Source organism: Serratia sp. CY84636 (genome assembly GCF_052166245.1).
Classification (GTDB): Bacteria; Pseudomonadota; Gammaproteobacteria; order Enterobacterales; family Enterobacteriaceae; genus Serratia; species Serratia nevei.
In genome coordinates, this window is record NZ_JBJNOX010000012.1 from 55,947 (window position 1) to 78,437 (window position 22,491).

At 62.9% G+C, this 22,491-nt stretch carries 20 protein-coding genes; 4 read left to right on the plus strand and 16 right to left on the minus strand.

The genetic code is table 11. The features are described from left to right. Position 1: 1 nt before the first annotated feature. From uspA to ACJ8QI_RS22775, 3 genes are all read right to left on the minus strand, one after another. The gene (gene uspA, locus ACJ8QI_RS22765) at positions 2–439 is read right to left on the minus strand and encodes a universal stress protein UspA (RefSeq protein ID WP_004930988.1); all 438 of its coding nucleotides are present in this window, start codon (positions 437–439) and stop codon (positions 2–4) included. Between the two features lie 267 nt (positions 440–706). Further along, a complete protein-coding gene (locus tag ACJ8QI_RS22770) occupies positions 707–1,615 on the minus strand; it encodes a LysR family transcriptional regulator (RefSeq protein WP_442533131.1) in 909 nt (302 codons plus the stop codon). A 103-nt stretch (positions 1,616–1,718) separates the two neighbouring features. Continuing rightward, complete coding sequence (locus tag ACJ8QI_RS22775) at positions 1,719–2,492, minus strand: SDR family oxidoreductase (RefSeq protein ID WP_049202881.1); 774 nt, start codon at positions 2,490–2,492, stop codon at positions 1,719–1,721. Between the two features lie 421 nt (positions 2,493–2,913). Between ACJ8QI_RS22775 and uspB the strand changes: the two genes are divergently transcribed. Continuing rightward, positions 2,914–3,249 carry a universal stress protein UspB gene (gene uspB, locus ACJ8QI_RS22780; RefSeq protein WP_016930435.1) on the plus strand — a complete coding sequence of 112 codons (336 nt, stop codon included), beginning with the start codon at positions 2,914–2,916 and terminating at the stop codon, positions 3,247–3,249. Positions 3,250–3,322: 73 nt separating this feature from the next. Here uspB and pitA read toward each other — a convergent pair whose 3' ends face one another. Beyond that, positions 3,323–4,825, minus strand: a complete 1,503-nt coding sequence (gene pitA / locus ACJ8QI_RS22785) for an inorganic phosphate transporter PitA (RefSeq protein ID WP_033636373.1) — start codon at positions 4,823–4,825, stop codon at positions 3,323–3,325. 300 nt (positions 4,826–5,125) lie between these two features. Here pitA and ACJ8QI_RS22790 point away from each other — a divergent pair, with 300 nt between their 5' ends. After that, positions 5,126–6,325 (plus strand): NAD(P)/FAD-dependent oxidoreductase, encoded by a 1,200-nt coding sequence (locus tag ACJ8QI_RS22790; protein ID WP_442533132.1) that lies wholly within the window; start codon positions 5,126–5,128, stop codon positions 6,323–6,325. A 28-nt stretch (positions 6,326–6,353) separates the two neighbouring features. On the opposite strand, the gene add is transcribed toward ACJ8QI_RS22790, so the two are convergent. Both add and ACJ8QI_RS22800 read right to left on the minus strand, forming a co-directional pair. Beyond that, positions 6,354–7,322, minus strand: a complete 969-nt coding sequence (gene add / locus ACJ8QI_RS22795; protein WP_442533133.1) for an adenosine deaminase — start codon at positions 7,320–7,322, stop codon at positions 6,354–6,356. A gap of 33 nt (positions 7,323–7,355) precedes the next feature. After that, the gene (locus tag ACJ8QI_RS22800) at positions 7,356–8,297 is read right to left on the minus strand and encodes a nucleoside hydrolase (RefSeq protein ID WP_442533134.1); all 942 of its coding nucleotides are present in this window, start codon (positions 8,295–8,297) and stop codon (positions 7,356–7,358) included. A gap of 161 nt (positions 8,298–8,458) precedes the next feature. Between ACJ8QI_RS22800 and ACJ8QI_RS22805 the strand changes: the two genes are divergently transcribed. After that, on the plus strand, positions 8,459–9,142 hold the full coding sequence (locus tag ACJ8QI_RS22805; protein WP_442533135.1) for a Crp/Fnr family transcriptional regulator: 684 nt from the start codon (positions 8,459–8,461) through the stop codon (positions 9,140–9,142). Here the strand turns inward: ACJ8QI_RS22805 and ACJ8QI_RS22810 are convergent. The 4 genes from ACJ8QI_RS22810 to ACJ8QI_RS22825 form a co-directional block, all read right to left on the minus strand. Then, positions 9,139–9,552, minus strand: coding sequence for a VOC family protein (locus ACJ8QI_RS22810; RefSeq protein WP_060424441.1), 414 nt, complete (start codon positions 9,550–9,552; stop codon positions 9,139–9,141). The genes ACJ8QI_RS22805 and ACJ8QI_RS22810 overlap by 4 nt on opposite strands. A 94-nt stretch (positions 9,553–9,646) precedes the next feature. Then, positions 9,647–11,827, minus strand: a complete 2,181-nt coding sequence (locus ACJ8QI_RS22815; RefSeq protein WP_336844237.1) for a virulence factor SrfC family protein — start codon at positions 11,825–11,827, stop codon at positions 9,647–9,649. Then, positions 11,824–14,769, minus strand: a complete 2,946-nt coding sequence (locus tag ACJ8QI_RS22820; RefSeq protein ID WP_060424595.1) for a virulence factor SrfB — start codon at positions 14,767–14,769, stop codon at positions 11,824–11,826. Before ACJ8QI_RS22820 ends, ACJ8QI_RS22815 begins: the two co-directional genes overlap by 4 nt. Then, entirely contained in the window at positions 14,769–16,019 is a 1,251-nt protein-coding gene (locus tag ACJ8QI_RS22825) for an SrfA family protein (RefSeq protein WP_442533136.1), read from the minus strand. The genes ACJ8QI_RS22820 and ACJ8QI_RS22825 overlap by 1 nt, the downstream gene beginning before the upstream one ends. Before the next feature lie 372 nt (positions 16,020–16,391). Between ACJ8QI_RS22825 and ACJ8QI_RS22830 the strand changes: the two genes are divergently transcribed. Beyond that, positions 16,392–17,231, plus strand: a complete 840-nt coding sequence (locus ACJ8QI_RS22830; RefSeq protein ID WP_442533166.1) for a DMT family transporter — start codon at positions 16,392–16,394, stop codon at positions 17,229–17,231. Here the strand turns inward: ACJ8QI_RS22830 and pdxR are convergent. The 6 genes from pdxR to ACJ8QI_RS22860 form a co-directional block, all read right to left on the minus strand. Continuing rightward, positions 17,228–18,721 (minus strand): MocR-like pyridoxine biosynthesis transcription factor PdxR, encoded by a 1,494-nt coding sequence (gene pdxR, locus ACJ8QI_RS22835; protein ID WP_442533137.1) that lies wholly within the window; start codon positions 18,719–18,721, stop codon positions 17,228–17,230. The genes ACJ8QI_RS22830 and pdxR overlap by 4 nt on opposite strands. A gap of 79 nt (positions 18,722–18,800) precedes the next feature. After that, positions 18,801–19,424, minus strand: a complete 624-nt coding sequence (locus ACJ8QI_RS22840; RefSeq protein WP_060441415.1) for a LuxR C-terminal-related transcriptional regulator — start codon at positions 19,422–19,424, stop codon at positions 18,801–18,803. 108 nt (positions 19,425–19,532) lie between these two features. After that, the gene (locus ACJ8QI_RS22845; RefSeq protein WP_038871490.1) at positions 19,533–20,072 is read right to left on the minus strand and encodes a fimbrial protein; all 540 of its coding nucleotides are present in this window, start codon (positions 20,070–20,072) and stop codon (positions 19,533–19,535) included. Between the two features lie 17 nt (positions 20,073–20,089). Next, complete coding sequence (locus ACJ8QI_RS22850; RefSeq protein WP_060441414.1) at positions 20,090–21,094, minus strand: fimbrial protein; 1,005 nt, start codon at positions 21,092–21,094, stop codon at positions 20,090–20,092. 14 nt (positions 21,095–21,108) lie between these two features. Next, on the minus strand, positions 21,109–21,720 hold the full coding sequence (locus tag ACJ8QI_RS22855; protein WP_197862541.1) for a fimbrial protein: 612 nt from the start codon (positions 21,718–21,720) through the stop codon (positions 21,109–21,111). An 11-nt stretch (positions 21,721–21,731) separates the two neighbouring features. Next, on the minus strand, positions 21,732–22,478 hold the full coding sequence (locus ACJ8QI_RS22860) for a fimbrial biogenesis chaperone (protein WP_047729655.1): 747 nt from the start codon (positions 22,476–22,478) through the stop codon (positions 21,732–21,734). Between the last annotated feature and the right edge of the window lie 13 nt (positions 22,479–22,491).

Below are 22,491 nucleotides of genomic sequence, written 5' to 3' on the forward strand. Positions count from 1 at the left end.
TTTATTCGTCTTCTTCATCGCGCAGCGGCACGATCAGCATATCGATGTGCACGGTATTGATCAGCTGGCGAGCGGAAGACATCAGCTTGCTCCAGAAGTCCTGGTGGTGGCCGCACAACACCAGGTCCATGTCGTATTTCTTGATGGCATCGACCAATACCTGCGCCAGATCGCCGCTGCCGCTCAGGGTCTCGGTGATCGGGTAGCCGGCGTTCTGCGACAGCTCGGTCAGCGCCTGATGGGTTTCCTCGGAGATGCGTTTTTGCATGTCGCCGAGATTGACGTCGATAAGGCCGGTATAAAGGTCGGAATAGTTGACATCGACGTGGATCAGAGAAACTTTAGCGTTGTACGGCCGCGCCATCGAGACGGCTTTTTCTACCAGGATCTTGCTTTCCGGGGATAGGTCCACCGCGATCAGTATGTGTTTGTAAGCCATAAGAATACTCCTTCCATAAACATGCCGATTAAAAAGGGTTAGCAGGCGTTCCGTTTACCCGCCTGGCGCTTTTGGTTCCATAGTATCATTCGGATAACGCAATGATATGTTGGGGCGATCACACTGCGCCGCATCGAAAATCTCTCCGCCCGATATCTTTCGTTGTACACCCGCGCGGCGCAAAAGCCTATGGATTATGCGGATGCTGACGGTCTGACCGCTTGAATTATAAGCGTTATTAAACAAAGTATAGCGCTAAATGTGCAATCAGCGCTCCAGATGTGGCTGCAGTAGGCTTTCAAACCACTCATGAAACACCGCCAGGCGGCGCGATCGCTGGCGGCGATGGGGGTAGATCAGGGCGATCGGCATGGAGGTGCCGCGGTAACCGGGCAGGACTTCAACCAGTTCACCGGCGTCGAGCAGGTGTTGCACGTCGTAGCGCGGGATCTGCATCAGCCCCAGCCCGGCGCGGCAGCAGGCGATATAGCTTTCGGCGTTGTTGACCACCACCCGGCTGGGCAGTTCGAGCCGTTGCGTATGGCCGTCGTCGGCCTGGTATTCCCAGGGGGATTCGCGGCCGGTTTTGGGTGAGGCGTAGCCGATGCTCCAGTGTCCCTCGACGAGATCGCCGGGCTGGAGTGGATGGCCGAATTCGCCCAGGTAAGCGGGGCTGGCGCAGTTGATCAGCGCGATATGGCCGAGCGGGCGCATCACCAGGCTGCTGTCGTGCAGATCGCCGACGCGCACCGCACAGTCGACCCCTTCCTGCACCAGATCGATGGCGCGATCGGCGGAGCCGAGCACCAGCTGCAGATGAGGGTGGCGCCGCAGCAGGCCGGGCAGCGCCGGCGCGATCAGCCGGCGGGCGATGCGGCTCGGCACGTCGACGCTGAGCCGGCCGGAGGCCTGGCGCTGGCTGGCCTGAAACGACTGATCGATGTCTTCCACCTCGGCCAGCAGCGGGCGCAGCCGCTCGAGCAGCTGTTCGCCGTCGGCGGTCAGCCGCACCTGCCGCGTGGTGCGGTGCAGCAGGCGCACGCCCAGCTGCGTTTCCAGCTGTTGCACGGCGGCGGACACCGAGGCGCGCGGCACCTCCAGCGCATGGGCCGCCCGGATAAAGCTGCCCATTTCCGCCACCTGTACGAATACGCGGTATTGATTGAATCTGTCCATCTCGTTGACCTGCTGTTCCTTGGCGCCGTTTCTGACAGAGAGTGTAGCCGCATGGCGCGGTTGCGCGCGAGCAGGTGCGGGGGCATCTGTGCCCCCGTCGAACTTATTTGGTGGTGTAGCCGCCGTTGATCAGGATGGTTTGGCCGGTTACCCACCAGCCGTCGCTGACCAGGTGGCGGATGAACGGCACCACGTCTTCGATATCGGTCAGGCCGGTTTTGCTGAACGGCGACAGCGCCGCTGCCGTCTTGTGGTAGGCCACGGCGTCCGCACCCTCCGCCGGGTAGAAGAACGGGGTGTCCATCGGGCCGGGGCCGACCGCCGTCACGGAGATACCGCGTTCGCCAAACTCCTTGGCGGCGGCGCGGGTGAAGTGTTCCACCGGCGCTTTGGTGCCGGCGTAAGCGGCGTAAAACGGCGTGAAGGCGCCGAGCAGCGAGGTGACCAGCGTGCAGATTTTACCGTTGTCGTTGAGGTGTTTGCCCGCCTCTTTCAGGAAGAAGAACGCGGTTTTGGCGTTGACCGCCGTCATCTCGTCGTACTCGGCTTCGCTGATGTCGACCATCGGCTTTTTCAGCACTTTGCCGACGGTATTGATGGCGATATCCGGCTTGCCGACGGCGGCGACCGCATCGGCGAACAGCTTTTCGACCGCGCCCGCGGTGGTGAGATCGGCCTGCAGCGCGACGCCTTGCGCCCCGGCGGCCTGAATGGCGGCGACGGTTTTTTCCGCTTCGGCTTGGGAAGCGGCGCTGTTGTAGTGGATCACCACCGCTTTGGCGCCTTGTTCAGCCAAATCACGTGCGATCAGCCCGCCGAGGTTTTTGGCGCCGCCGGCGATGAGGACGGTTTTTCCCTTGATTGAATGGTTTGCCATAACAGTTTCCTTGGATGAACGTAACGGAAACCTGAGTCTAGCCAGCGTGGGGGGAAAGATCAGCGGCGTGGGGCGGGATAGACTATCCAGAAAAACCGACCAATCACAGCCGTTAGCCCGCCCCGGCGAAGGGCGTTTCGGTGCGAGGCGGTAAATTTTATCCACTGATCAGGCCAGTTTGCGTTTCATTAACCTACAATGATGGATATGGGCCTCATCATTTCCCCTCTGAGTGGAACCACGCTGTGCAAATCTCTCTGTGCGGTGCGGTAACGTCTCCGGAGGCGGTGGGTTATGGGCGTGGCCCGTGCAGGCAAAAAAGGGGATGAGAGCGGTAAGCTCCAGCAGAGTATCGGGTAATGAGGTAGGGCGGTTGGACCCGGCGGATGGCCGCGGATAACAACGCCTTGAGGGGGCAATCATGATCAGTACCGTCGCGCTGTTTTGGGCCTTATGTGTGGTGTGTGTGGTAAACATGGTGCGGTATTACTCTTCTCTGCGCGCGCTGCTGGTGGTATTGCGCGGCTGTGACCCGCTGCTGTACCAATACGTCGACGGCGGCGGTTTCTTCACCGCCCACGGGCAACCCAGCAAGCAGCTGAGGCTGGTGCGCTATATCTTTGCGCAACGCTATGTCGAGCACCACGATCCGGAGTTTATTCGCCGCTGCGAGCGGGTGCGCGGGCAGTTTATGCTGACCTCGGCCCTGTGCGGTCTGGTGGTCATCAGCCTGATAGCGCTGATGATTTGGTATTAATGCCTTCCTGTTTCCCTTGATGCAGGCAAAAAAAAGGCGGCCTTTCGGCCGCCTTTCTCATGATGCTTATCGCTTAGATCAGCTTCAACGCGACCCAATACAGCGCACCGGAAAGCAGAATCGAGATTGGCAGGGTCAGTACCCAGGCCAACAGGATGTTCTTCACGGTTTTGCTCTGCACGCCGCCGCCGTCCACGATCATCGTCCCGGCAACCGCCGAAGAGAGGACGTGGGTGGTGGAGACCGGCATGCCGGTATAGCTCGCCACGCCGATCGACAGCGCTGCGGTCATCTGGGCCGACACGCCCTGGGCGTAGGTCATGCCTTTCTTGCCGATCTTCTCGCCGATGGTGGTGGCCACGCGTTTCCAGCCCACCATGGTGCCGAGCGACAGTGCCAGCGCGACGGCGACGATGATCCACATCGGCGCGTACTCGACGGTCTGCAGCAGATCCTGACGCAGGTTCTTCAGGAAGCGCTGGTCGGCGGATGAGGTTTCCGGCAGCTTGGCGACTTTATCCGCCGTGTCGGTCACGCACATCAGCAGGCGGCGCAGGTGGCTGCGCTGCTCAACCGTCAGCTGATCGTAGCTTTGCAGGTTGGTCAGCATGCCCTGAGCCAGCTCGATCGCCGGCATGGCGCGCGAACTGTCGCAGTGGAACTCGGCCGGCTTGTTCGGCGCAGCTTCATCATCCGGGCTTGGCACCAGCGGCGTCAGCGACACCGCATGCGACAGCGCGTCGCCGTGCTGCTGGTAATATTGCTGCAGGTGGGTCACGGCATCACGCGTACGGGTGATGTCATAGCCGGTTGCATTCATATTGACCACGAAGCCGGCCGGCGCAACGCCGATCAGCACCAGCATGATAAGGCCGATGCCTTTCTGGCCGTCGTTGGCGCCGTGCGAGAAGCTGACGCCAATCGCCGACAGGATCAGCGCGATACGGGTCCAGAACGGCGGCTTGCGTTTGCCGTCGACCTTTTCACGTTCCGCAGGGGTCATGTGGATACGCTGGCGTTTCTTGGTGCCACTCCAATAGCGGCGCAAGGCGAACACCATCACTCCCGCCACCATCATGCCGACCAGCGGCGAGAACAGCAGAGAAAGGAAAATACCAATCATTTTCGGGACGTTAAGCGCATCCACCACCGAAGTGTGGGTCATCAGGGCGTTGGTTAAACCGACACCGATGATTGCGCCTATCAGCGTATGGGAACTGGAGGCCGGCAGACCGAAATACCAGGTGCCGAGGTTCCAGATGATTGCCGCCAACAGCATGGAGAAGACCATGGCTAATCCGTGTGCTGAACTGACGTTCAACAACAGATCGGTAGGCAGCAAATGGACGATGGCGTAAGCAACACTCAAACCGCCGAGCATTACGCCAAGAAAGTTGAACAAACCTGCCATCACGACCGCAAGTTGCGAGCGCATGGCGCGGGTATAAATAACTGTAGCGACCGCATTGGCCGTATCATGAAAACCGTTGATGGCTTCATAAAACAACACGAACAACAATGCGAGAATTAACATCAGGCCGGTATGGAAATCCAGGCCAGCGAACAAATGCAGCATAAGCGTTACGCCAGTTTGTGGACATGAACGCCGCGCATTATCAGTGACAACCGGGGCCGGGGAAAAGGAAAATATGACGTTTTTTTGATTTGGACATGACGAAATGATGGCGTGTCTATAACAAAAATATGGAATATCAACGCGTTATTCTCCTCTGACCTCTGTAATATTTTCTTACTATGGCGTTGGCGGCGCCGGGGCTTTACAATCTGCCGCCGTGAATTTGGCGGTGACCGGCGGCGAAACGGCGTAATATGGCGCTCTTTTGTCGCGATTGTGGTTTTGATAAGTGAGGCTCAGGTGGAACAGTTTGATGTCGTAGTGATTGGGGCGGGCGCCGCCGGCATGTTTTGCGCCGCGCAGGCGGGGCAACTCGGTTGCCGCGTGTTGCTGCTCGACAACGGCAAAAAACCGGGCCGCAAGATCCTGATGTCCGGCGGCGGGCGCTGCAACTTTACCAATATGTATGCCGAGCCGGCGGCCTATCTGTCGAACAACCCGCACTTCTGCAAGTCGGCGTTGGCGCGCTACACCCAGTGGGACTTCATCGATCTGATCAACCGCTACGGCATCGCCTACCATGAAAAAACGCTGGGGCAGCTGTTCTGCGACGACTCGGCGCAGCAGGTGGTGGATCTGCTGGTCAAAGAGTGCGAACTGGGCCAGGTGACGATGCGCCTGCGCAGCGAAGTGCTGGGCGTGGAGAAAACCGAGAACGGTTACGCGCTGGCGCTGAATGGCGAAAAAGTAAGTGCTCGCTCACTTGTGGTGGCCAGCGGCGGTTTATCCATGCCGGGGCTGGGCGCTTCGCCGTTCGGTTACAAGCTGGCGGAGCAGTTCGGCCTCAAGGTGCTGCCGACGCGCGCGGGGCTGGTGCCTTTTACCCTGCATAAGCCGCTGCTGGAGCATGTGCAGACGCTGTCCGGCGTCTCGGTGCCGGCAGTGATCACCGCCGAGAACGGCGTCAGCTTCCGTGAAAGCATCCTGTTCACCCATCGCGGCCTGTCCGGCCCGGCGGTGTTGCAGCTGTCCAGCTACTGGCAGCCGGGTGAGTATGTGAGCGTTAACTTACTTCCTGAGCTGGATCTGGCGGCCTTCCTGGATGACCAGCGCCGCCAGCACCCGAACCAAAGCCTGAAAAACACCCTGGCGTTGCACTTGCCGAAGCGGCTGGTGGAATGCTTGCAAACGTTGGGACAACTGCCGGAGGCCACGCTGAAGCAGCTGAATGCGCCGCAGCAGGCGGCGCTGGTGGATCTGTTGCAGAACTGGCGCGTGCAGCCGAACGGCACCGAAGGCTATCGCACGGCGGAAGTGACGCTCGGCGGCGTCGACACCAACGAACTTTCCTCCAAGACGATGGAAGCCCACAAGGCGCCGGGGCTCTATTTTATCGGCGAAGTGGTGGACGTGACCGGGTGGTTGGGCGGCTACAACTTCCAGTGGGCCTGGAGCTCTGCCTGGGCGTGCGCCCAGGCGTTGGCGGCACAGGAGCGTTAAAACCCGCTCAGCCTTGAAACGTACCGGGTCACATTGGCCCGGCCTTGAGCTGATTCATTAATTTAATTTTAGTATCGCCGTCGAGAAAACTCGCTTCCAACGCCTGTCGGTTGCTGCGGTTAAAATCGTCATCCTGCCAGCCGAAGGCGTCATGCAACAGCTGGTACTCTTTGTTCAGCGTGGTATCGGCGACGGTGCGCGCATCGGTATTCACGTTCAGCCGCACTCCCATCCTTTTCAGCCGGTCTATCGGGTGACTGTCGATGCTGTCGAACAGATTGCAGACGAGATTGCAGCTGGGGCAGATCTCGAGCAGGACACCGGTGGCTACCAGGCGCTCGATAAGCGCAGCATCCTCGATGCTCCTGACGCCGTGGCCGATGCGCGACACCTGCAGCCTATCCAGCGTTTCCCGTACGCTGTCGGCGCCCTTCGCCTCACCGGCGTGGGCGATGACGTTGCCGCCGGCTTCGCGCACCGCCCGAAAGGCCGCTATGTGATTGGCCAGCGGGTAACGCGCTTCGTCGGCGGCCAAATCCAGCGCGACCACGCCGCGGCCCAGAAAGTTAACCACGAGCCCGGCGGTTTGCAGGCTGACGGCCGCATCGAAATGCCGCAGCGTGCACAGGATCAGCCCGGCGGCGACGCCGTAAGTTTGCGCGGCGTCACGCATCGCGGCGAGCACCGTCTCGACCACCGCTTCACCGCTTAACCCCATCCGGGTATGCAGCAGCGGGGCAAAGCGCACTTCCGCATAAATGACGTTATCCGCCGCCAACTGCGCGAACAAGTCATCGACGGCCAGCGCTATCGCCTGGCGCGTCTGCAGGAGGTCTATTTGCGGTGCGATCTTGTTTAAAAAGTCTCCGAGATCGGCGCATCGTTTCGGCGCGATAAATTGCCGATTAAAGGCCGTTCTGGTTATTTGCGGGTCGATCTTTTTGACATAGTGGTAGCTTAAACAGGTATCCAAATGGACGTGTAATTCCACTTTCATCAATTTTCTTGGATCTAATTTCATACGGGCCACTTATTTCATTAACGGCTGAGATAACAACGAAAACAGTTTTTCTTTAAACCGGCCGGGTTTAATGCGGGTGATCACGCGGGCATTGGCCGGTTCGCCGGTCAGATGGGTGGAATCAATGACGTAATGGCCGTAAGACCTTTCACTTTTATATTCTACCCAGGAATACGCCTCCAGACTGGTCTCGACGATGTCCGGGTAGAGCGCCACCGCCATGGTGGTCGGATCGGGCAAATCAAAGCCTTTACGCTCTGTGCGCCCGGCGTTGAACGCCATCAGCGTGCGATTGCAGCGCACGGCAAAGCGCCCCAGTTCGCCGAGATGATGCAATCGTTCAATATCGTCCTCGCCAATAAACGCTTCCCCCATCCCGATCTCCCAACCGACGAGGGTGAGGGGCAGCCCGGCATTCAACACCAGATGGGCGACCTCAGCGTCGGCGTAGAAGTTAAATTCGGCCAGCGGGGTAATATTGCCCGGCGTCAGCCCGGAACCGCCCATGACATAAACCCTTTTCACTTGTTCGGCCAACGCGGGCGCTTTCAGCACCGCCATCGCAAGATTGGTCAGCGGCCCGAGGGTGACGATTTCCAGCTCGCCATTGAGCCGTGCGGCGCAGTCGATGATGGCGTCTACGGCATGAATGGGTGCGGCGGTCAGCTGCGGATCGGGCAAGGCCATGTCGCCCATGCCGTCTTCGCCGTGAATGTGGTGCGAGTGATAGCGCGTGCGGAACAGCGGTTTCGCCATGCCGGCGTATACCGGAGGGGCATAGGTTCCCGCTTTTTCCACGCAGATAAGCGCATTTTTGACGCATTGTTCAAGCGGGCAGTTGCCTGCGACCGTGGTGATCGCTTCCACCCTCACGTCAGGCTCGCGCAACGCCATCAGCAAGGCGACGGCATCGTCGGAGGCGGTATCGGTATCTATCAAAATATGTCGCATGGCACTCTCCTTGGGTGGGGTCTGCGGAGAAAATACCCAGACGGCCCGAGGCAAAAAAGGTCAGATGTCCTGTTTCGTTCTGAAGCGCGCCGGCTATTCTGGGCGCAGCCGAAAAGATAGGATGCAAGACGTTAACGGATAAGCCCTGGGAGTGAATCGCCGTGAAAACTGTCGGTGACAGCAAGCTGAAAGAAGCGTTTATCGAAGCCCACGATCTGCGAACGGCGCTTTCGCCCCCGCTGCTGGCCGCCCTGCGCCTGGTCAGGGTCGAGGCCGGTGAATACCTGGTGACGCAAAGCGATCGGTTGACCCACCTGTTTTTTCTCGTGCAGGGAAAATTGCAGGTTGAGAATTACGATGTGAACGGCATGCACATCGTCTTTTCCTTCGAAACGGATTTCTCCGTGATAGGCGATCTGGAGCTGTTCTCCCAGGCGCAGCGGGCGGTGTTCAGCACCGTTCAGGCGGTGACGGACGCGCTGCTCTTCACGCTGCCTATCGAGGCCATCAAAGAGCGGGCCATGCACGATCCTGTTTTCCTCGCCTTTATGTGCCGGCAGTTAAGCGACAAGCTGCTTAACGCTTCATTGCTGCATGCGAGCGGCGGCTTAACGGCAGAATATAAGTTGCGCAAATTTTTGTTATTTAAAATAAAGCAGGAAGGCTTGCAGATTCAGCTCGAAAACAGGGAGTTGCTGGCGGGCAGATTAGGGATCTCCGTCAGGCAGCTGAGCCGCGCGCTGGCGCAGCTCGCGGCGGACGGTATTATTCAGTTTAAAAACAAATCGCTGCGGGTGGTGGATAGCCAACGGCTGGCCGACATCCACGGGAGCGCCAGGATCTAGCCGATCGCCGGCCCCTTAAGCTCGATGCGATTGCCGTCCGGATCGCTGAAATAAATCGACGGCCCGTCGCCTTCCGCGCCGTAGCGCGTTTCAGCGGGATCGACGGCGATCCCTTGCGATCGCAGATAGGCCAGCAGTTCGTCTTCGTTGAAAGGATCGATGCGCAGGCAGAGGTGATCGACATTTTGCCGGTGAGGATCGGGCGCATCGCCGCCTTTTTTTCCAAGCTGGCCGTTAACGTCGACCAGATCAATCATGGCCGCCCCGGCGCGCAGGTGCATCAGCCCCAAATCCGGCCGCCGTTTGGCGATATCACAGCCGACGATCTGGGTATAAAAATGCAGGCTTTTCTGCATATCGCGCACGCGCAGAACCACATGGTCGATAGTCTTCAGGCTGAAAGGGGGCATGATTTTCTCCCAGAATCGCGGCGTTACTCATCAGCATAATCGGCAACGCCCGATTTATCCTGTTTTCTCCCCCTATTGCAGCCAGAGCCGCCGCTTAGCGCAGAGTCGCCACGATCTCTTCCAACGCCGCGCGCTGCGCCTCGCCGAGTGCGCTCTCCGTCGCCGCATTCTCCGCCAGCAGGGTTTGCAGGCCGATCAGCCAGTCATAGATATAAAACGCGGTGTTTTTGGTCGGCGTCGGCGCCAGCCGGGTTAACCGCTGCTGGCGGCTCCAGTCCACCGCCGGCTGCGGCGGTGGGGTAAAGATCGGCTGGCCGGGATTGACGCGGCTCTCGGGGCGCGTTGCCGCATCGCGCCGCTGGAAACCGAGCCAGGCGACAAAGTCGCCCAGTATCGCCAGCGCCTGGCTGATTTGCCGATCTTCGCTCTGTTCCGGCAGGCCCCCGGCGCACAGCGCGTTCTCCAGCTCATCATCGAGCCGCAGGCGGCAGGCGGCGCCGATCAGCGCATCAACCAGCAGTTCCAGGTGCGGCTTTTCGACGCCGAGCAGCTCCAGCAACCGACGGCTGTCCGGCAGGCTGCGCAGATGGTTGATCCAATCCGCGAATACCCGCGCGGCAAAGGATGACGCGGGGGGCTCGCCGGGCGCCGGGGTTTCCGGTGCGCCGAACAGATCGATATCGAGCCCGAACGGCGCTGGCGTCGCCGTCGGGGCCGGCGCGGCGTGCTGCTGTTGCTGATAAAGCTGGCGCAACGTATCGCGCTGCGGTAACAGCCGTTCCAGCAGTTCGCCGTGGCGGCCGGCCTGCGCCTGCAGCGCTCGCAGCAGCTGCTGGCCGCGTTGCTGCGCCGCGTGTGGATCGGCGGCGGTGAGCCAGTTGCCGAGCAGGCTTTCCGTCAGCTCGCGCTGCAACTCTTCGCGCTGTTCGAGCAGGCGCGCTTGCTTCTGGGCCGGGCGCGCCTGAGCGGTCAGGTAGCTCACCATACGGCGGCAATCCTGTTCATCCAGCGCCAGCAGCGTGGCCCAGCTGTCGCCGGGCTCGCCGACCTGGCGCTGTACGGCGTCGTCGGGGCGCGTTTTGCCTTCCCCGCGTTGATCGAACGGCGTGATCGCCCAGATCAGGCCGGGTTTGCGGCATTGGCGCAGCGCCGGGGTTTCCCCCTGAGTCTGGTTGACCCAGTTGGCGAGCCCCTGGCCGATGCGGGCGGCGTCCTGTGGCGTGGCGGCCGCATCGGCTACCAGCAACAGGTTGGCGTGCAGGCCGTCTGCACAGCGGGTCAGCAAATGGGCGCGTTTCGCCTGTTGCAGCCGCTGCGTCGGTTCCGCCTGCGGGCAAGCGCGGCTGCCGGGCAGGTCGATCAGCGCCACGTCGGCGGGCAGGCCCGTCTGCGCCGTTTGCGGCAGAACGGTGGTGACTTCGGCGGTCAGCCAGGTCAGATCGCTCAGCGCGATCTCCCGTTCCCCGCCGTGTTCGGCCATCACGACGATCGTCGCGTTTTCCGCTGTGGCGCTCGCGGCCAGCAGCGGCAAGGCGCGGTGCGGAGCATGAACCTGTCGGCTGCCACCGAGGGCATGCAGCGTGTGTGCCAGCTGGCGATAACGCGCCGTCAGCGTTGTTTCCTCTCCCCACAGCGGCGCAAACAGGCGCGCACGATCATCGATGCTCAACTGCGGCGCCAGCGCCACGGCCTGCGGCCAGAAATGCCTGTCCAGCGTCTGTTGCCCCTTGTCGCCGTGGCGGCGTTGGCTATCCCACAGCGTCAGCACATCGCTGTCGCTGAGGCCGTCGAGGGCGACGGTTTGGCGGTGGCGCGCCAACGCTTGCAGATGGCCGGCGATCGCGCGGGCGTCCCAGTCCAGACGGAAGCCGTCCATCGCGGCGGCATCGAGCGTGATGGCCAGCCACTGCGCTTCATCGAGCAGCGCGAGGGCGAGAGGATACTCGGCGCACGGCGACGGCGCGGCGGCGCCGTAACGCACCGCCAGCGCGGCGTCTGCGTGCAGCCTTTCTGCGCCGGGGGCCAGCGCCGCCAGCAGGTGGGCCTTGGCGGCGGCGTTGTGGCCGTACAGGCCGATAGCGACCTGCTCAGGTTGCGCATTCGCCAATTGCAGCGCGCGGTTATGGCAACGGCGCAGGCGCAGCGTCAGGCGATCCGCTTCCTGTTCCAAACGGGTGGACTGCCGGCGCGCGGCGTCCACCCAGGCGATCGCCTGCAGAATGCCGGTGCTGAGTGCGTGGTTCGGGGCCGATTGGGCGGTAGTGGTAGCTTTCATCGTGGGTAAATGCTCCCGCTGTCTATCCAGTAGTGGGTCGCGCCGGAGGCGCTGGCAGCCAGGGTATTGAGTTTCAGTTGCAGGTGGTGCGCCGGGACGGGGCTGCCGTCGGCCAGCAACGCCTGCGCGATCTTGACGCTTTCTGCGCCCTGTTCGGCGCTGGCGGTAATGGCCAGCCGCAGGGTGATCACCGCATCGCCGGCCAGTTTGCGCGCCAGCTGGGCGTCATTGATGGTCAGCGTATAGAGCGGCGAGGCCGGCCAGCGTTCGTTGTCCAGTTGGCGGAAGCCCAGGCGCAGCGGGCCGCGCAGCTGGAAGCTGCCGGCGGGGTCGAGCACGAAGTCGGCGCGATCCAGATCGATGTCGCGGTAATAGACGTTATCGTCCGCCAGCATGTTGTTGCCGTCCAGCATGCCCAGATGGCGGATGGTGGAGTAGGGCTGGAAATCGCCGACGTTGAAGTAAAAGCTCTCCAGGCGCAGGTCGATCGCCAACAGGCACAGCATGGCACCCACCGCGGCGGTGGATTTCGGGTTGTCGATGCGGCCGCGTTTGTTGAACGGGTACCAGCTGCGGGTGTGGTAGCCCTCGAGCGGCAGAATGCGGCTGGCGGGCAGCGGCTGCAGATGACGCAGCAGCGCCTGCACGCCGGGGAAACGCGCCGGGCGGCCGGTCAACAGCAGCACGTCGCAGGTATACAGCGCCACCACCTCGGCCAGCAGGCGCAGGCAGCGGCCGATGCCGATGCGATCGGACAAGAAGGCGGCGTGCAGATCGGCCAGGCGGATCACCAGCGGGGTGTGCAGAATATCGAAGGCGTCGCTGTCGGCTTCGCGCTGCACCTCGCCGTTGATAAACGCCAGCACCTGCGGCGTCGGCGGCTGCGGCAGCAGATCGCCCAGGCTGGCGGCGATTTCCGCCCGGCTGTCCAGCGGATCGTATTCTTCATAGGCGCCGAGCAGCGCGCGTCCGGCGGGCATGAAAATCTGCAGCGCCGCCTGCTGACGCAGGGTAGAAAGCCCGTCCATGCGCCCTTCGTTGCCGAACAGCCTGTCCATCAACGCCGGGGCGGCGCTCACGCCGGCGGCTTCGAACGCCTGCTGCACGGCGGGCAGGATAAACTGCTGGATGGCGTCCAGCAGGATATCGTCGCCGGCGACTTTAAAGCCCTCGCGGAACAGCAGGCGCGGGTTGATTTTGATGTTGTTGCCCACGCCGTCATCGAGCGAATAGTGCGTGATCGCCAGATCCGTGGTGCCGCCGCCGATGTCGATGGAGGCGATGCGCAGCGTTTTTCCCGCCTGTTCACCCGGCGCCAGCGGCCGGTCGGGCCGGGCCATGGCGGCGAAAAAGGCGTCGGTGCGGCCGGCGAAGTTCACCTGGGTTTCATTGTACAGATAGACCATCTGGCCGCAGGTGGCCTCGTCCCACTCCATCTGCACCTGAGGCACCGGGAAGCGGACGTGCGCGCCGTCGAACGGCGCATCCTGCGGGTGCCAGCCGAGGGACTTCCACACCAGCCCGATCGCTTCCTGCATGCGGCGGCGGAAGATCTCGCGCTCCGGCTTCGGCATGGCCGAAGGCAGCGTCAGAATGATGGCGCGCAAACGGCGCGGCGCGGCGGCGTTCGGCATGCGGCTGCGCTGGGCGATGCTGTTGATCTGCATCAGCGCCTGCGCCAGCAGCTCGCTCAGCATCAGCGTCATCACCGCGCTGCGGCTGTAATGGGCGGCGAACACCGGCAGCCGTTGCGCCGTCGGCAGGGCGGACAGCGGCACGCCTTCGTCGTTGATGAGGGTGGTCAACGGCGCGGCGGCGGCCATCGGCTCGTGCCGCTCGTTGAAGCGCCAGCCGGGCGCATAGCGCTCCTCGTCCCACAGGTAGCGGCGCGGGCTGGAAATGCCGGTAGTGCCTTCATGGCCCGTTCGCCGCTGCGCCAGCTGCGCGGCTTCGCGGCCGACGCGGGTGATGGAGGGCCACTGGAAGGCGTCGTCGCGCCCGCTCTGGAACGACAGATGCGGCTTGCCGAAGCTGGCCTGAGAAAACTCCACCCGGCTCTCGAACAGTTCGTTGTAGACGCGGTGCGGTTCGGACAGCGAACGCAGCTGCAGCTCGTAGGTTTGCTTCAGGCCGTTGCTCTCTTCCGGGTGGTCTTCGACCAGCACGCCGCAGGTGTGCGAGTTGCCGACGTCCAGCACCAGATCGACGTCGATCGCCGGTTGCTGCAGCGTCGCCGCCACCATCTTTATCTGCGGTACCGCCAGCTGATGGCCGAGCATGTGCAGCAGATTGAGGTAGTGCGCCTGATACTCGAAGGTTTTCAGCCCGGCGTTGATCTCCACTTCGGCACGCTGCTCCCGCTCGGCGGCGCGCTGGCTGAACGCTTCGCGCAGCCAGCCGTCTACCCAGGTCAGATCGAGAAACTCGCCCAGCTCGTGGTTGCGGTGCGCCAGCGCGAAGTTGAGCCCGGTGCCGAGATCGCTTTCGCCCGGCGCCAGCGTCTCCTGGCCGGGCGCGGCGGCGCGGGTGTCGAAGGCCAGCACCACGCGCAGCAGGTTGCCGTCCTGATCCGGTTCATCCAGCTGCACCACCTGCAGGCGCGCCCAGTTGTCCGGGCCCGACAAAAACAGGCCCGCCGGGGTGTGGCGCAAGAAGGGCAGCGGCAGCCAGAGCTTATCCAGCAGGCGCAGCGACTGCTGCAGCGGATAGCTGAACTCCGGCCGCACCACTTCGGCGGCCTGGTCGCCCACGGCCGGCAGCTGGTATTTGCCGCTCTCGGCCTCCCATTGCAGGCGCAGCAGCGGGCCGCTGGCGGTCTTGCGCACGAATTTGCCGGGAAACTCGGCGTCCAGCAGCGGCGTCAGGGCAAAGTCCAGAAACTGAATGCCGCTGTCCTGAATCAGCGTAATGCCGTGTTTGTAGTCCGTAAGGGGTGCCAGCATCATTTACTCTCGCGCTTGAACGTCATGGGATAGGTGGTGTCCGCATCGTAGCGGCCGGTGCACTCCGCCGCGCCGGTTTCGCCCTGGCGGCAAACGATCTCCGGGATCTGGTAGCGGCTACCGTCGCTGCAGCGCGCCTTGGTGCGGCTGTTGATCACCAGATTGCCGGACTGCATCAGCCCGGCTTCGACCGCCACCCGGCAGCTGACGCCGTCGCCGTAGGCGATGATGGCGTTGCCTTTGCCGCCGTTCAGACGGTATTGCAGGCCGGGGCGTTTGCCGGTGATCGGGTCTTTCAGCGCCACCGTGGCGCGCCATTTGCCGTTAAGGAAACGGGTGGAGCCGGCCTTCACCGCCTCGGGCGGCAGCACCAGCGCATTTTTGTCCGCCGGCTGCGGGATGACCGGCGCCGGTGGCGGCGGCAACAGCGTCGCGTGCGCCAGCGGCAAGCGCAGCTTGGGCAACGGCGCGGCGGTTTTTTCCGGCGGCGCCGGATGCTGCACCTCAGTCGGCATCGCCGGTTGCGGCGGTGGTGAGCGATGCAGCCAGGCGGCCAGCGCCGCACTGCCTAGCAGCAGTATGGGCAAGAACCAGAGAGTGTAGCGCCGGCGCGGGCGAACGGCGGCAGGGGGGGCGATAGGCGCTGCCGGGGCAGGCACCGGTTCGGGCTCGGCGGCCGGGGCCGGTTTTACCGGTTCGACAACGGCCGGTTTACGCGGTGCGGCGGCGATCGGCGCCGGTTTTTCCACTTCGACTTTCACCTCTGCTTCGATCGGGCGCAGGCAGGCCAACGGATCGTCCGGGCTCTGCGCCTGCGGCTTGATAAAGCCCCAGAAGGTCAGCACCGGCAGGTCGTCCACCAGATAAACGTGGTTGGGATCGGGCATGTGCATCGCTTTGGCCAGCAGCGCGCCAAACAGGCGATGGCTGGGGTGATCGGTCGCCTGGGCCTGTTCCGTCAGGCTGCGGAAGGTCGTCAGGCAGTGTTCCAGGTGGCGCACCGCCTGCGCGCGCTGGGCGTCGCTCGCCGCCAGCCAGGAGGTGACCTTGCCGGGGAAGGGCGCATACCAGTCGATGCGGGTGCCGCTTTCGTTCGGCTGGGGGATCGCCAGACAGTCGGCGGCCTGCTGCTGCCGGCGAAGACGCAGGGTTTCCCGCAGCTGCTGCGCGCAGGCGTAGACCGGTTGCCCGTTTTCGCCTAAAGCCAGCACATCATCCAAACTGCCACTGCGTAAGAAGGGTTTCACCACGGCACCGCACCTTGTCCTGTTCTGCAAAAACGCATAAAAGTCCATGATACCCCGCAGGCAGAGCCGCCAAACGGCCAAGGACAGCCCGAAAAACGCCCTTCTTTGGCGTTAGCGGCGCGCTTTGCTAACCGGCACAGTGAAAATTTCGCTATCTGGACCTGTCTGTGAACCGCTTTATTTGAAAAATAGAACCTAGCCCCGGCAAGCGACGCCGGGGAACGATGTTCTCTTTCACTATGACATCGCCTCGCGGGTTGCCGATTTCGGTATGCCTCAGGCGTGCGGAGCGTTCACATGACGGACAGTCAGTCTGAAAAAACTCTCGTTGTTCCCCCTGCACATCCCGCCGCCGGGCATTCGGCCCAGGGCTGGATGAACGGCTTCCTCGGCATGATGATCTTCAGCGGCTCGCTGCCCGCCACGCGAGTGGCGGTGCTGGAGCTCGATCCGCTGTTTCTGACGGCGGTCAGGGCGGCGATCGCCGCCTTGCTGGCCCTGTGTGCGTTGCTGCTCACCCGGCAGGCGCGGCCGACGCGGGCCGATTTGCCGCCGCTGCTGTTTGTGGCGCTCGGCGTGGTCATCGGTTTTCCGCTGCTGACGGCGCTGGCGCTGCAGCACACCACCTCGGCGCATTCGCTGGTGTACATCGGCCTGCTGCCGCTGGCGACCGCCGGTTTTGGCGTTTTGCGCGGCGGAGAACGGCCCAAGCCCGCTTTTTGGGCTTTTTCAGGCGTCGGCGCCGTGCTGGTGGGCGCTTTCGCGTTGAGCCAGGGGAGCGGCGGTGCCTGGCAAGGGGATGCGCTGATGGTCGGGGCGGTGTTGCTGTGCGGCCTGGGCTATGCCGAAGGGGCGGTGCTGTCGCGCCGGATCGGCGGCTGGCAGGTGATCTCCTGGGCGTTGGTGGTGGCGTTGCCGTTGACGCTGGCGGCCACCTGGCTGGCGGCGCCGGCCGGTTGGCCTGCGATCAGCGGCGCCGCCTGGCTGTCGCTGGTTTACGTCTCGGTGTTCAGCATGTGGATTGGGTTTATTTTCTGGTATCGCGGCCTGGCGCAGGGCGGCATCGCCGCCGTCGGACAGTTGCAGCTGCTGCAGCCGTTCTTTGGCCTGGCGCTGGCGGGCTGGCTGCTGCATGAGGCCGTCCAGCCGATGATGATCGCCGTGATGGCCGGCGTGGTGGTTTGCGTGTTCGGCGCCAAACGTTTTTCCCGCTAGGCGCCGCTGCCGGCGCAGGCCAGGATCATCTGTCCGAGCCGTTCCACCGCCTGTTGCACCTGGCGGTCGGCGTAACCGCCCAATCCCAGCACCAGACCCGGCTCACCGTGGCCGGGCGCATACATTGGCGACACCGCCCGCAGCGCCAATCCGGCTTCGTTGGCGCATTGGGCGACCCGCACGTCATCGAGATCTTTCCTCAGCCACAGCACCATGTGCATGCCCTGATCGCAGGGCTGCACGACCGCCAGCTCCGCGGGGATATGCATGTTGATCGCCTCGATCAGCACCCGGCGTTTCTCGGCGTAGACGCCGCGCATTTTGCGGATATGGCGGTCGAGATACCCTTCGGCGATAAAGGCGGCCAGCACGTGTTGATCCGCGCTGGGTGGATGGCGATCCATCAGGATCCTGGCGCCGCAAAAGGCGTCGACCAGCGGCGGCGGCACGACGGCGTAACCCAGCCGCAGCGAAGGGAACAGCACCTTGCTGAAGGTGCCGAGATAGAGCGTCCGTTCGGGCGCCAGTCCCTGCAGCGAAGGGAACGGGTGACCGGCGTAGCGCATCTCGCTGTCGTAGTCGTCTTCCACGATCCAGGCCTGCCGCTCTTTGGCCCAGGCCAGCAGGGCGCTTCTTTTCGCCATGCTCATCGGCATGCCCAGCGGATATTGATGCGACGGCGTGACAAAGGCGGCGCGGGCGTCGGCGGCCAGACGCACGCCGGCGGCAACGTCGATGCCGTCGTCGGCGACGGGCACCCTAATCATGTGCCGATCGCGAAACAGGCTGTCGAAAATGGCGGTAATACCGGCGTAGGCGGGATCTTCGACCCAGGCGCTGTCGCCGGCGTCCAGCAGGATCTGGGCGGCCAAATAGAGCCCTTGTTGCGTGCCGGAGGTGATGAGGATTTGCTGCGGCGTGCAGTTTACCGAGCGGGAACGGCGCACATAGTCGCAGATGGCTTCGCGCAGCGGCAACGCGCCCAGCGGATCGCCGTAGCCCGACGGGGCGCCGGGGCCGCGCGCCCGGATGCGGTTGCCGAGCCGCCGCCAGACATCGTCGGGCGCGGTATCGCCGATCGGCACCGAGACGGTGAACGGCACCGGCGGCAGCGCCCGTGCCTGGGCGGCGAAGCGCGCCAGATGCTGCGCCTGTGAAGAAAGCGGCACCGCTACCGCCGAGCTCGCCTGTACGATGGCGTGCGGCGTGCGGCGCGGCGCCTGATAGTGAGCGACCCGGGTGCCGGAGCCGGGCTGCGGTTCGAGAAAGCCTTCCGCCGTTAGCTGAGCGAATGCTTCCAAGACCGTGCCGCGTGCCAGATTCAGCGCCGCCGACAGCCGGCGCGTCGAGGGCAGCAGATCGCCCGCTTTCAGATCGCCCCGATGGATGGCCTGGCGCAGGGCCTGCGCCAGCTGGTGGCTAAGCTGGCCCGCCAGGCGATCGAGCTCGCCGATGGCGGGGATGTCAACGACTTTGGCTGTTCTGGGCATGCATTCCGGCTCGCTTGATAGGGCAAAAATGAGCATTCAGAGTAAACCACTCTGGCGTCACTCGCGAGCCTGTTGTTGCTCAGCCAAGCCCCCGCTGATTCAGCAGCACCTTATTCAACTCGCTGTTTTTGCGCACGTTCAGCTTGCGCATCGCCGAACGCTTGTGGGCGCTGATGGTTTTCTGGCTGCGCTGCAGCAGGCCGGCGATGCTGCAGGCGGACATGCCACTGCTCATCAATCCCAGCACCTTTTTCTCGCAGTGGCTGAGCGCGGCGATGCGGCAGGCCTGGCATTTCCACATGCCGGCGGCATGCAGCGCCATCCACGGATGCTGGATGAATTTTTCCAACGCCATTTGCAGCTTGAGACGGATGGCGTAGGCCGAATCGCGCCGATGGATGCTGAACAGCGGCGGCAGGTTTTTCACCTGTTGCTGGGTCGTGTCGTCGAGGATCAGCAGAGTCAGCTGCCGCTGGCGCGGGATGCCGTAGGGGCTCTGATAACAGCAGGCGCAGCCCCAGCGCTCTTCCGGCGTACGGAACACGATTTCGATGTTATCCAACGCCTGCAGCGCCAGCGGTGAGAACTGCGGATACCGGCGCTGGCATTCGTTCAGGGAGTGCAGATAGTCCTGCAGCAGCAGACGCAGCCCCTGCTGGTAGAAGTTATCGCTGTCGAACAGCGTGAAGCGAATATCTGGCATGGGTGGCTCCTTAAAAGGCCGCGTCACCGCGCCGGAGCGAACGGTGACGGCCAATCGCCGGCGTTCGCGCGCCGGTCGTTTTCCTGATTTCCCTGGGGCGGTGCGGGCTTATTGGTACGCCAGCACAAAATTGGCGACGGATGTGAATTCGCCTTCGGTAATGCTTTGGTTCTGAATCGCACTCGGCCGCCCCTGTACATAGGCGGTGAAGTTCAGGCTGTTGGGGCCGTTTTGCAGCGCGACGGCGCTGGTGGCCTTATTCAGATCGATATCTGCACCCTGATGATCGAACAGGGCGATGGCGGCGCCGTTCGCGCCGTTGTTGATCGCCAGCTTGCCCGGCAGCTCTCCGTCTTCGGTGCCGCTGAAGGTCACGCTGACGGATTTGAACACCGTAGTCTTGCAGTCGGTCAGCTTGATGCTGAACGGTACCGGCGTGGTGTGGCCGTAGCGGTACAGGGTTTTGACGATCACCGTGCCCATCTCCACCAGTTGATCGGCGGACTGCGGTTCGATATTGCACGGGCGGCTCACCACGGTGCCGTGGAACTGCACCGGCGCGCCGATAAGCTCGGTGTTCGCCGTCGCCGGCATGGCGGTAAACCACCAGGGCACGCAGCTCAGCAGCGCTAAAGCGCGTAGACGCATTTTCGTTCCTCCCTCGGTTACTGGAATGCCGCCACGATGGTGGCCGATGCGTTGAATTCCCCTTCGCCGATCTCTGCGCCGCCGTTGGCGAACGGTGCCGCCACCAGGTTCCAGGAGCCGCCGTTGCCGATATTCGGCACCGGGTAAAACTCATTCGGGATAACCAGCTGGCCATTGTGCGTCAGCCGGATGCCGAGATCGTTCTTGTCGGTTTTGAACACCTCGTTGCTGAAGGCGGCCGCCGTGCCCGACACCGCCAGCTTGATGTTTAGCGTACCGTCCTCGAAGCTGCCGCCCTCGCACTGGAAGCGCACCGGAATGCTTTGCGGGTAGTTCGAGCCGTTGAGATCGCTGCCGCCGATCTCGCCGAACTCCACGTTGATCAACTGGCCTTCGTTCACCACGCATTTATCCGGCACGTAGAGGATCGCGGACTGGATGAACACCTGCGCCATCGGATTGGGGCCGAAACCGCCGTCGGTTGAGCCGAGGCGGCCGAACATCTCGATGATCTGCCGATCGTTAATCTCGACGCCGTTGATGATCTTTTTGCGTACCCGGAAGGTGATGCGGCCTTTTGAACCGCTTTCATAGTTGTTGACCTGCACATAGGGCGGTGAGCAACTGTGATTGGGATACTCGTTGGATTCGTTGTAAAAAGGCACCGTGACATAGGCCTTCTTATTACCTGCAATCCACACTTCGGCTTTTAAATCCAGGAAGTCGTTCAACTGCAAGAAGCCGTTGCCGTAGTCAGAGGGGGGCAGCGCCGAATCCGACTTGTAAAAGTGCGGGCTTCGGGGGATCGGCGTATCGCAGTAGGCCTTGCCGGTATAGGTACCGCCTAAGGAATAGGGAAACTGTTTGGTGAACCCCACCTGGTTGGTGATGTTGCTTTGATTCAGATCGATATAGAACTGTTTCGGCCCGCCGTCCGGCGTGACGTAGCCGTTGGCCCAGACGGCGGGGGCCGCCAGGGCGATCGCCAGCGGCAGGCAGAGTTTGGTCAGTTGAGTTTTCATCGCGTTCTCGAGCCTCACAGGTAAGTCACCTGAATGTGCGCCACGGCGGCGAACCCGGCCGCCATCACCGCCCGCTGGGTGGACTCCACGCTGGCGCTGAACCACAGGGTGTTGCTGCCGGGTTGCAGAATGTAGGGGCGGCTGCGCTGATTCAGCTCCAGCGCCTGGCCCTGCTGGTCTTGCAGCCGCAGGCCGATGCCCTGCACGCCGCCGTTCAACTTCAGCAGCGACGGGTTGTCGACGTCGCTTTCGCCGAGAAACACCAGCGTCGCGGCCTGCTCTCCCTGCAGATAGAGGCGGCCGGCGTCGCCGTTGCGCGGGCCGGCCGGGTTATCCGCCAGCGCGCGCGCGCCCAGCAGGCAGTTGCGGAACGAGAGGCGAAAACGCACCGGCGCGCTGCGATCGCCGGCGTTGCGGAAGTCGCGTGCGCTGACGTCGCCCAGATCGACGGACTGATCCCGGCTGTCCGGCGTCAGGCTGCAGGGGGAGCTGAGCAGGCCGCCGTGAAAGCTGACGGTGCCGGTGGTGCCTTCGATCACGCCCAGCGGCGTTGCCGCCAGCGCGCCGCCGCCGCACAGCAGCGCGCCGAGCAGCAGCGGGCGCAGTCGATCGGTGAATTCAGCCATGCTGGACCTCCTTATTTTTTCTCGGGCACGGCGGTGCAAACGTTGCCGTTGCAGGCGAAGCGCAGTTCGGGGTGGCCGCCGTAGTCGTTGATGTAGGTAATGACAAAGCTGTTCATGCCCGTGTCGTGCAGCTTGAGGCTTTCGCTGGATTTCGGTTTCAGCATCAGCGGCTGAAAACCGCCGATCGCGCCGCCGCCCTGTTTTTGCGTCTGCCGCGTCATGCCGGTCAGGGTGATGTAAAACGGCGTCGGGTTGTCGACGGTGACGGCGCCGCCGCTTTTACGGAACACCAGCTTTTCCTGCCACACCTGGCCCTTGGGCGCGACGATGGCCTTCGGCCGGTAGAACAGTTTGATCTGCGTTTGCAGCGCCAGCTGCATCACGTTGGTTTTGGTGCTTTTCGGCGGGATTTCGCGCAGGTTGAAGTAGAACACCGACTCGCGATCCTGCGGCAGGCGATCCGCCTCCGGCGTCTTGGTGATGCGCACTACGCTGCGTTCGCTCGGCTCCACGCGCTGCAACGGCGGCAGCACCACCAGCGGCGAGGTGATTTTCTGGTGCTGCTCGTTCTCCAGCCAGGACTGCGCCAGGAAAGGCAGCTCTTTGTTTTCGTTGACGATATTCAGGCTGATCGATTTGGCGTCGCTCACATAGACGGCGCGCGTGCGATCCAGCGATATCGCCGCGTCGGCGGTGGGCAGTACGGCGCTCAGGGCCAGGCCGGCGGCGGTCAGTAGCGTTATCGGGTGTTTGTTCATGTCATTATTTCTC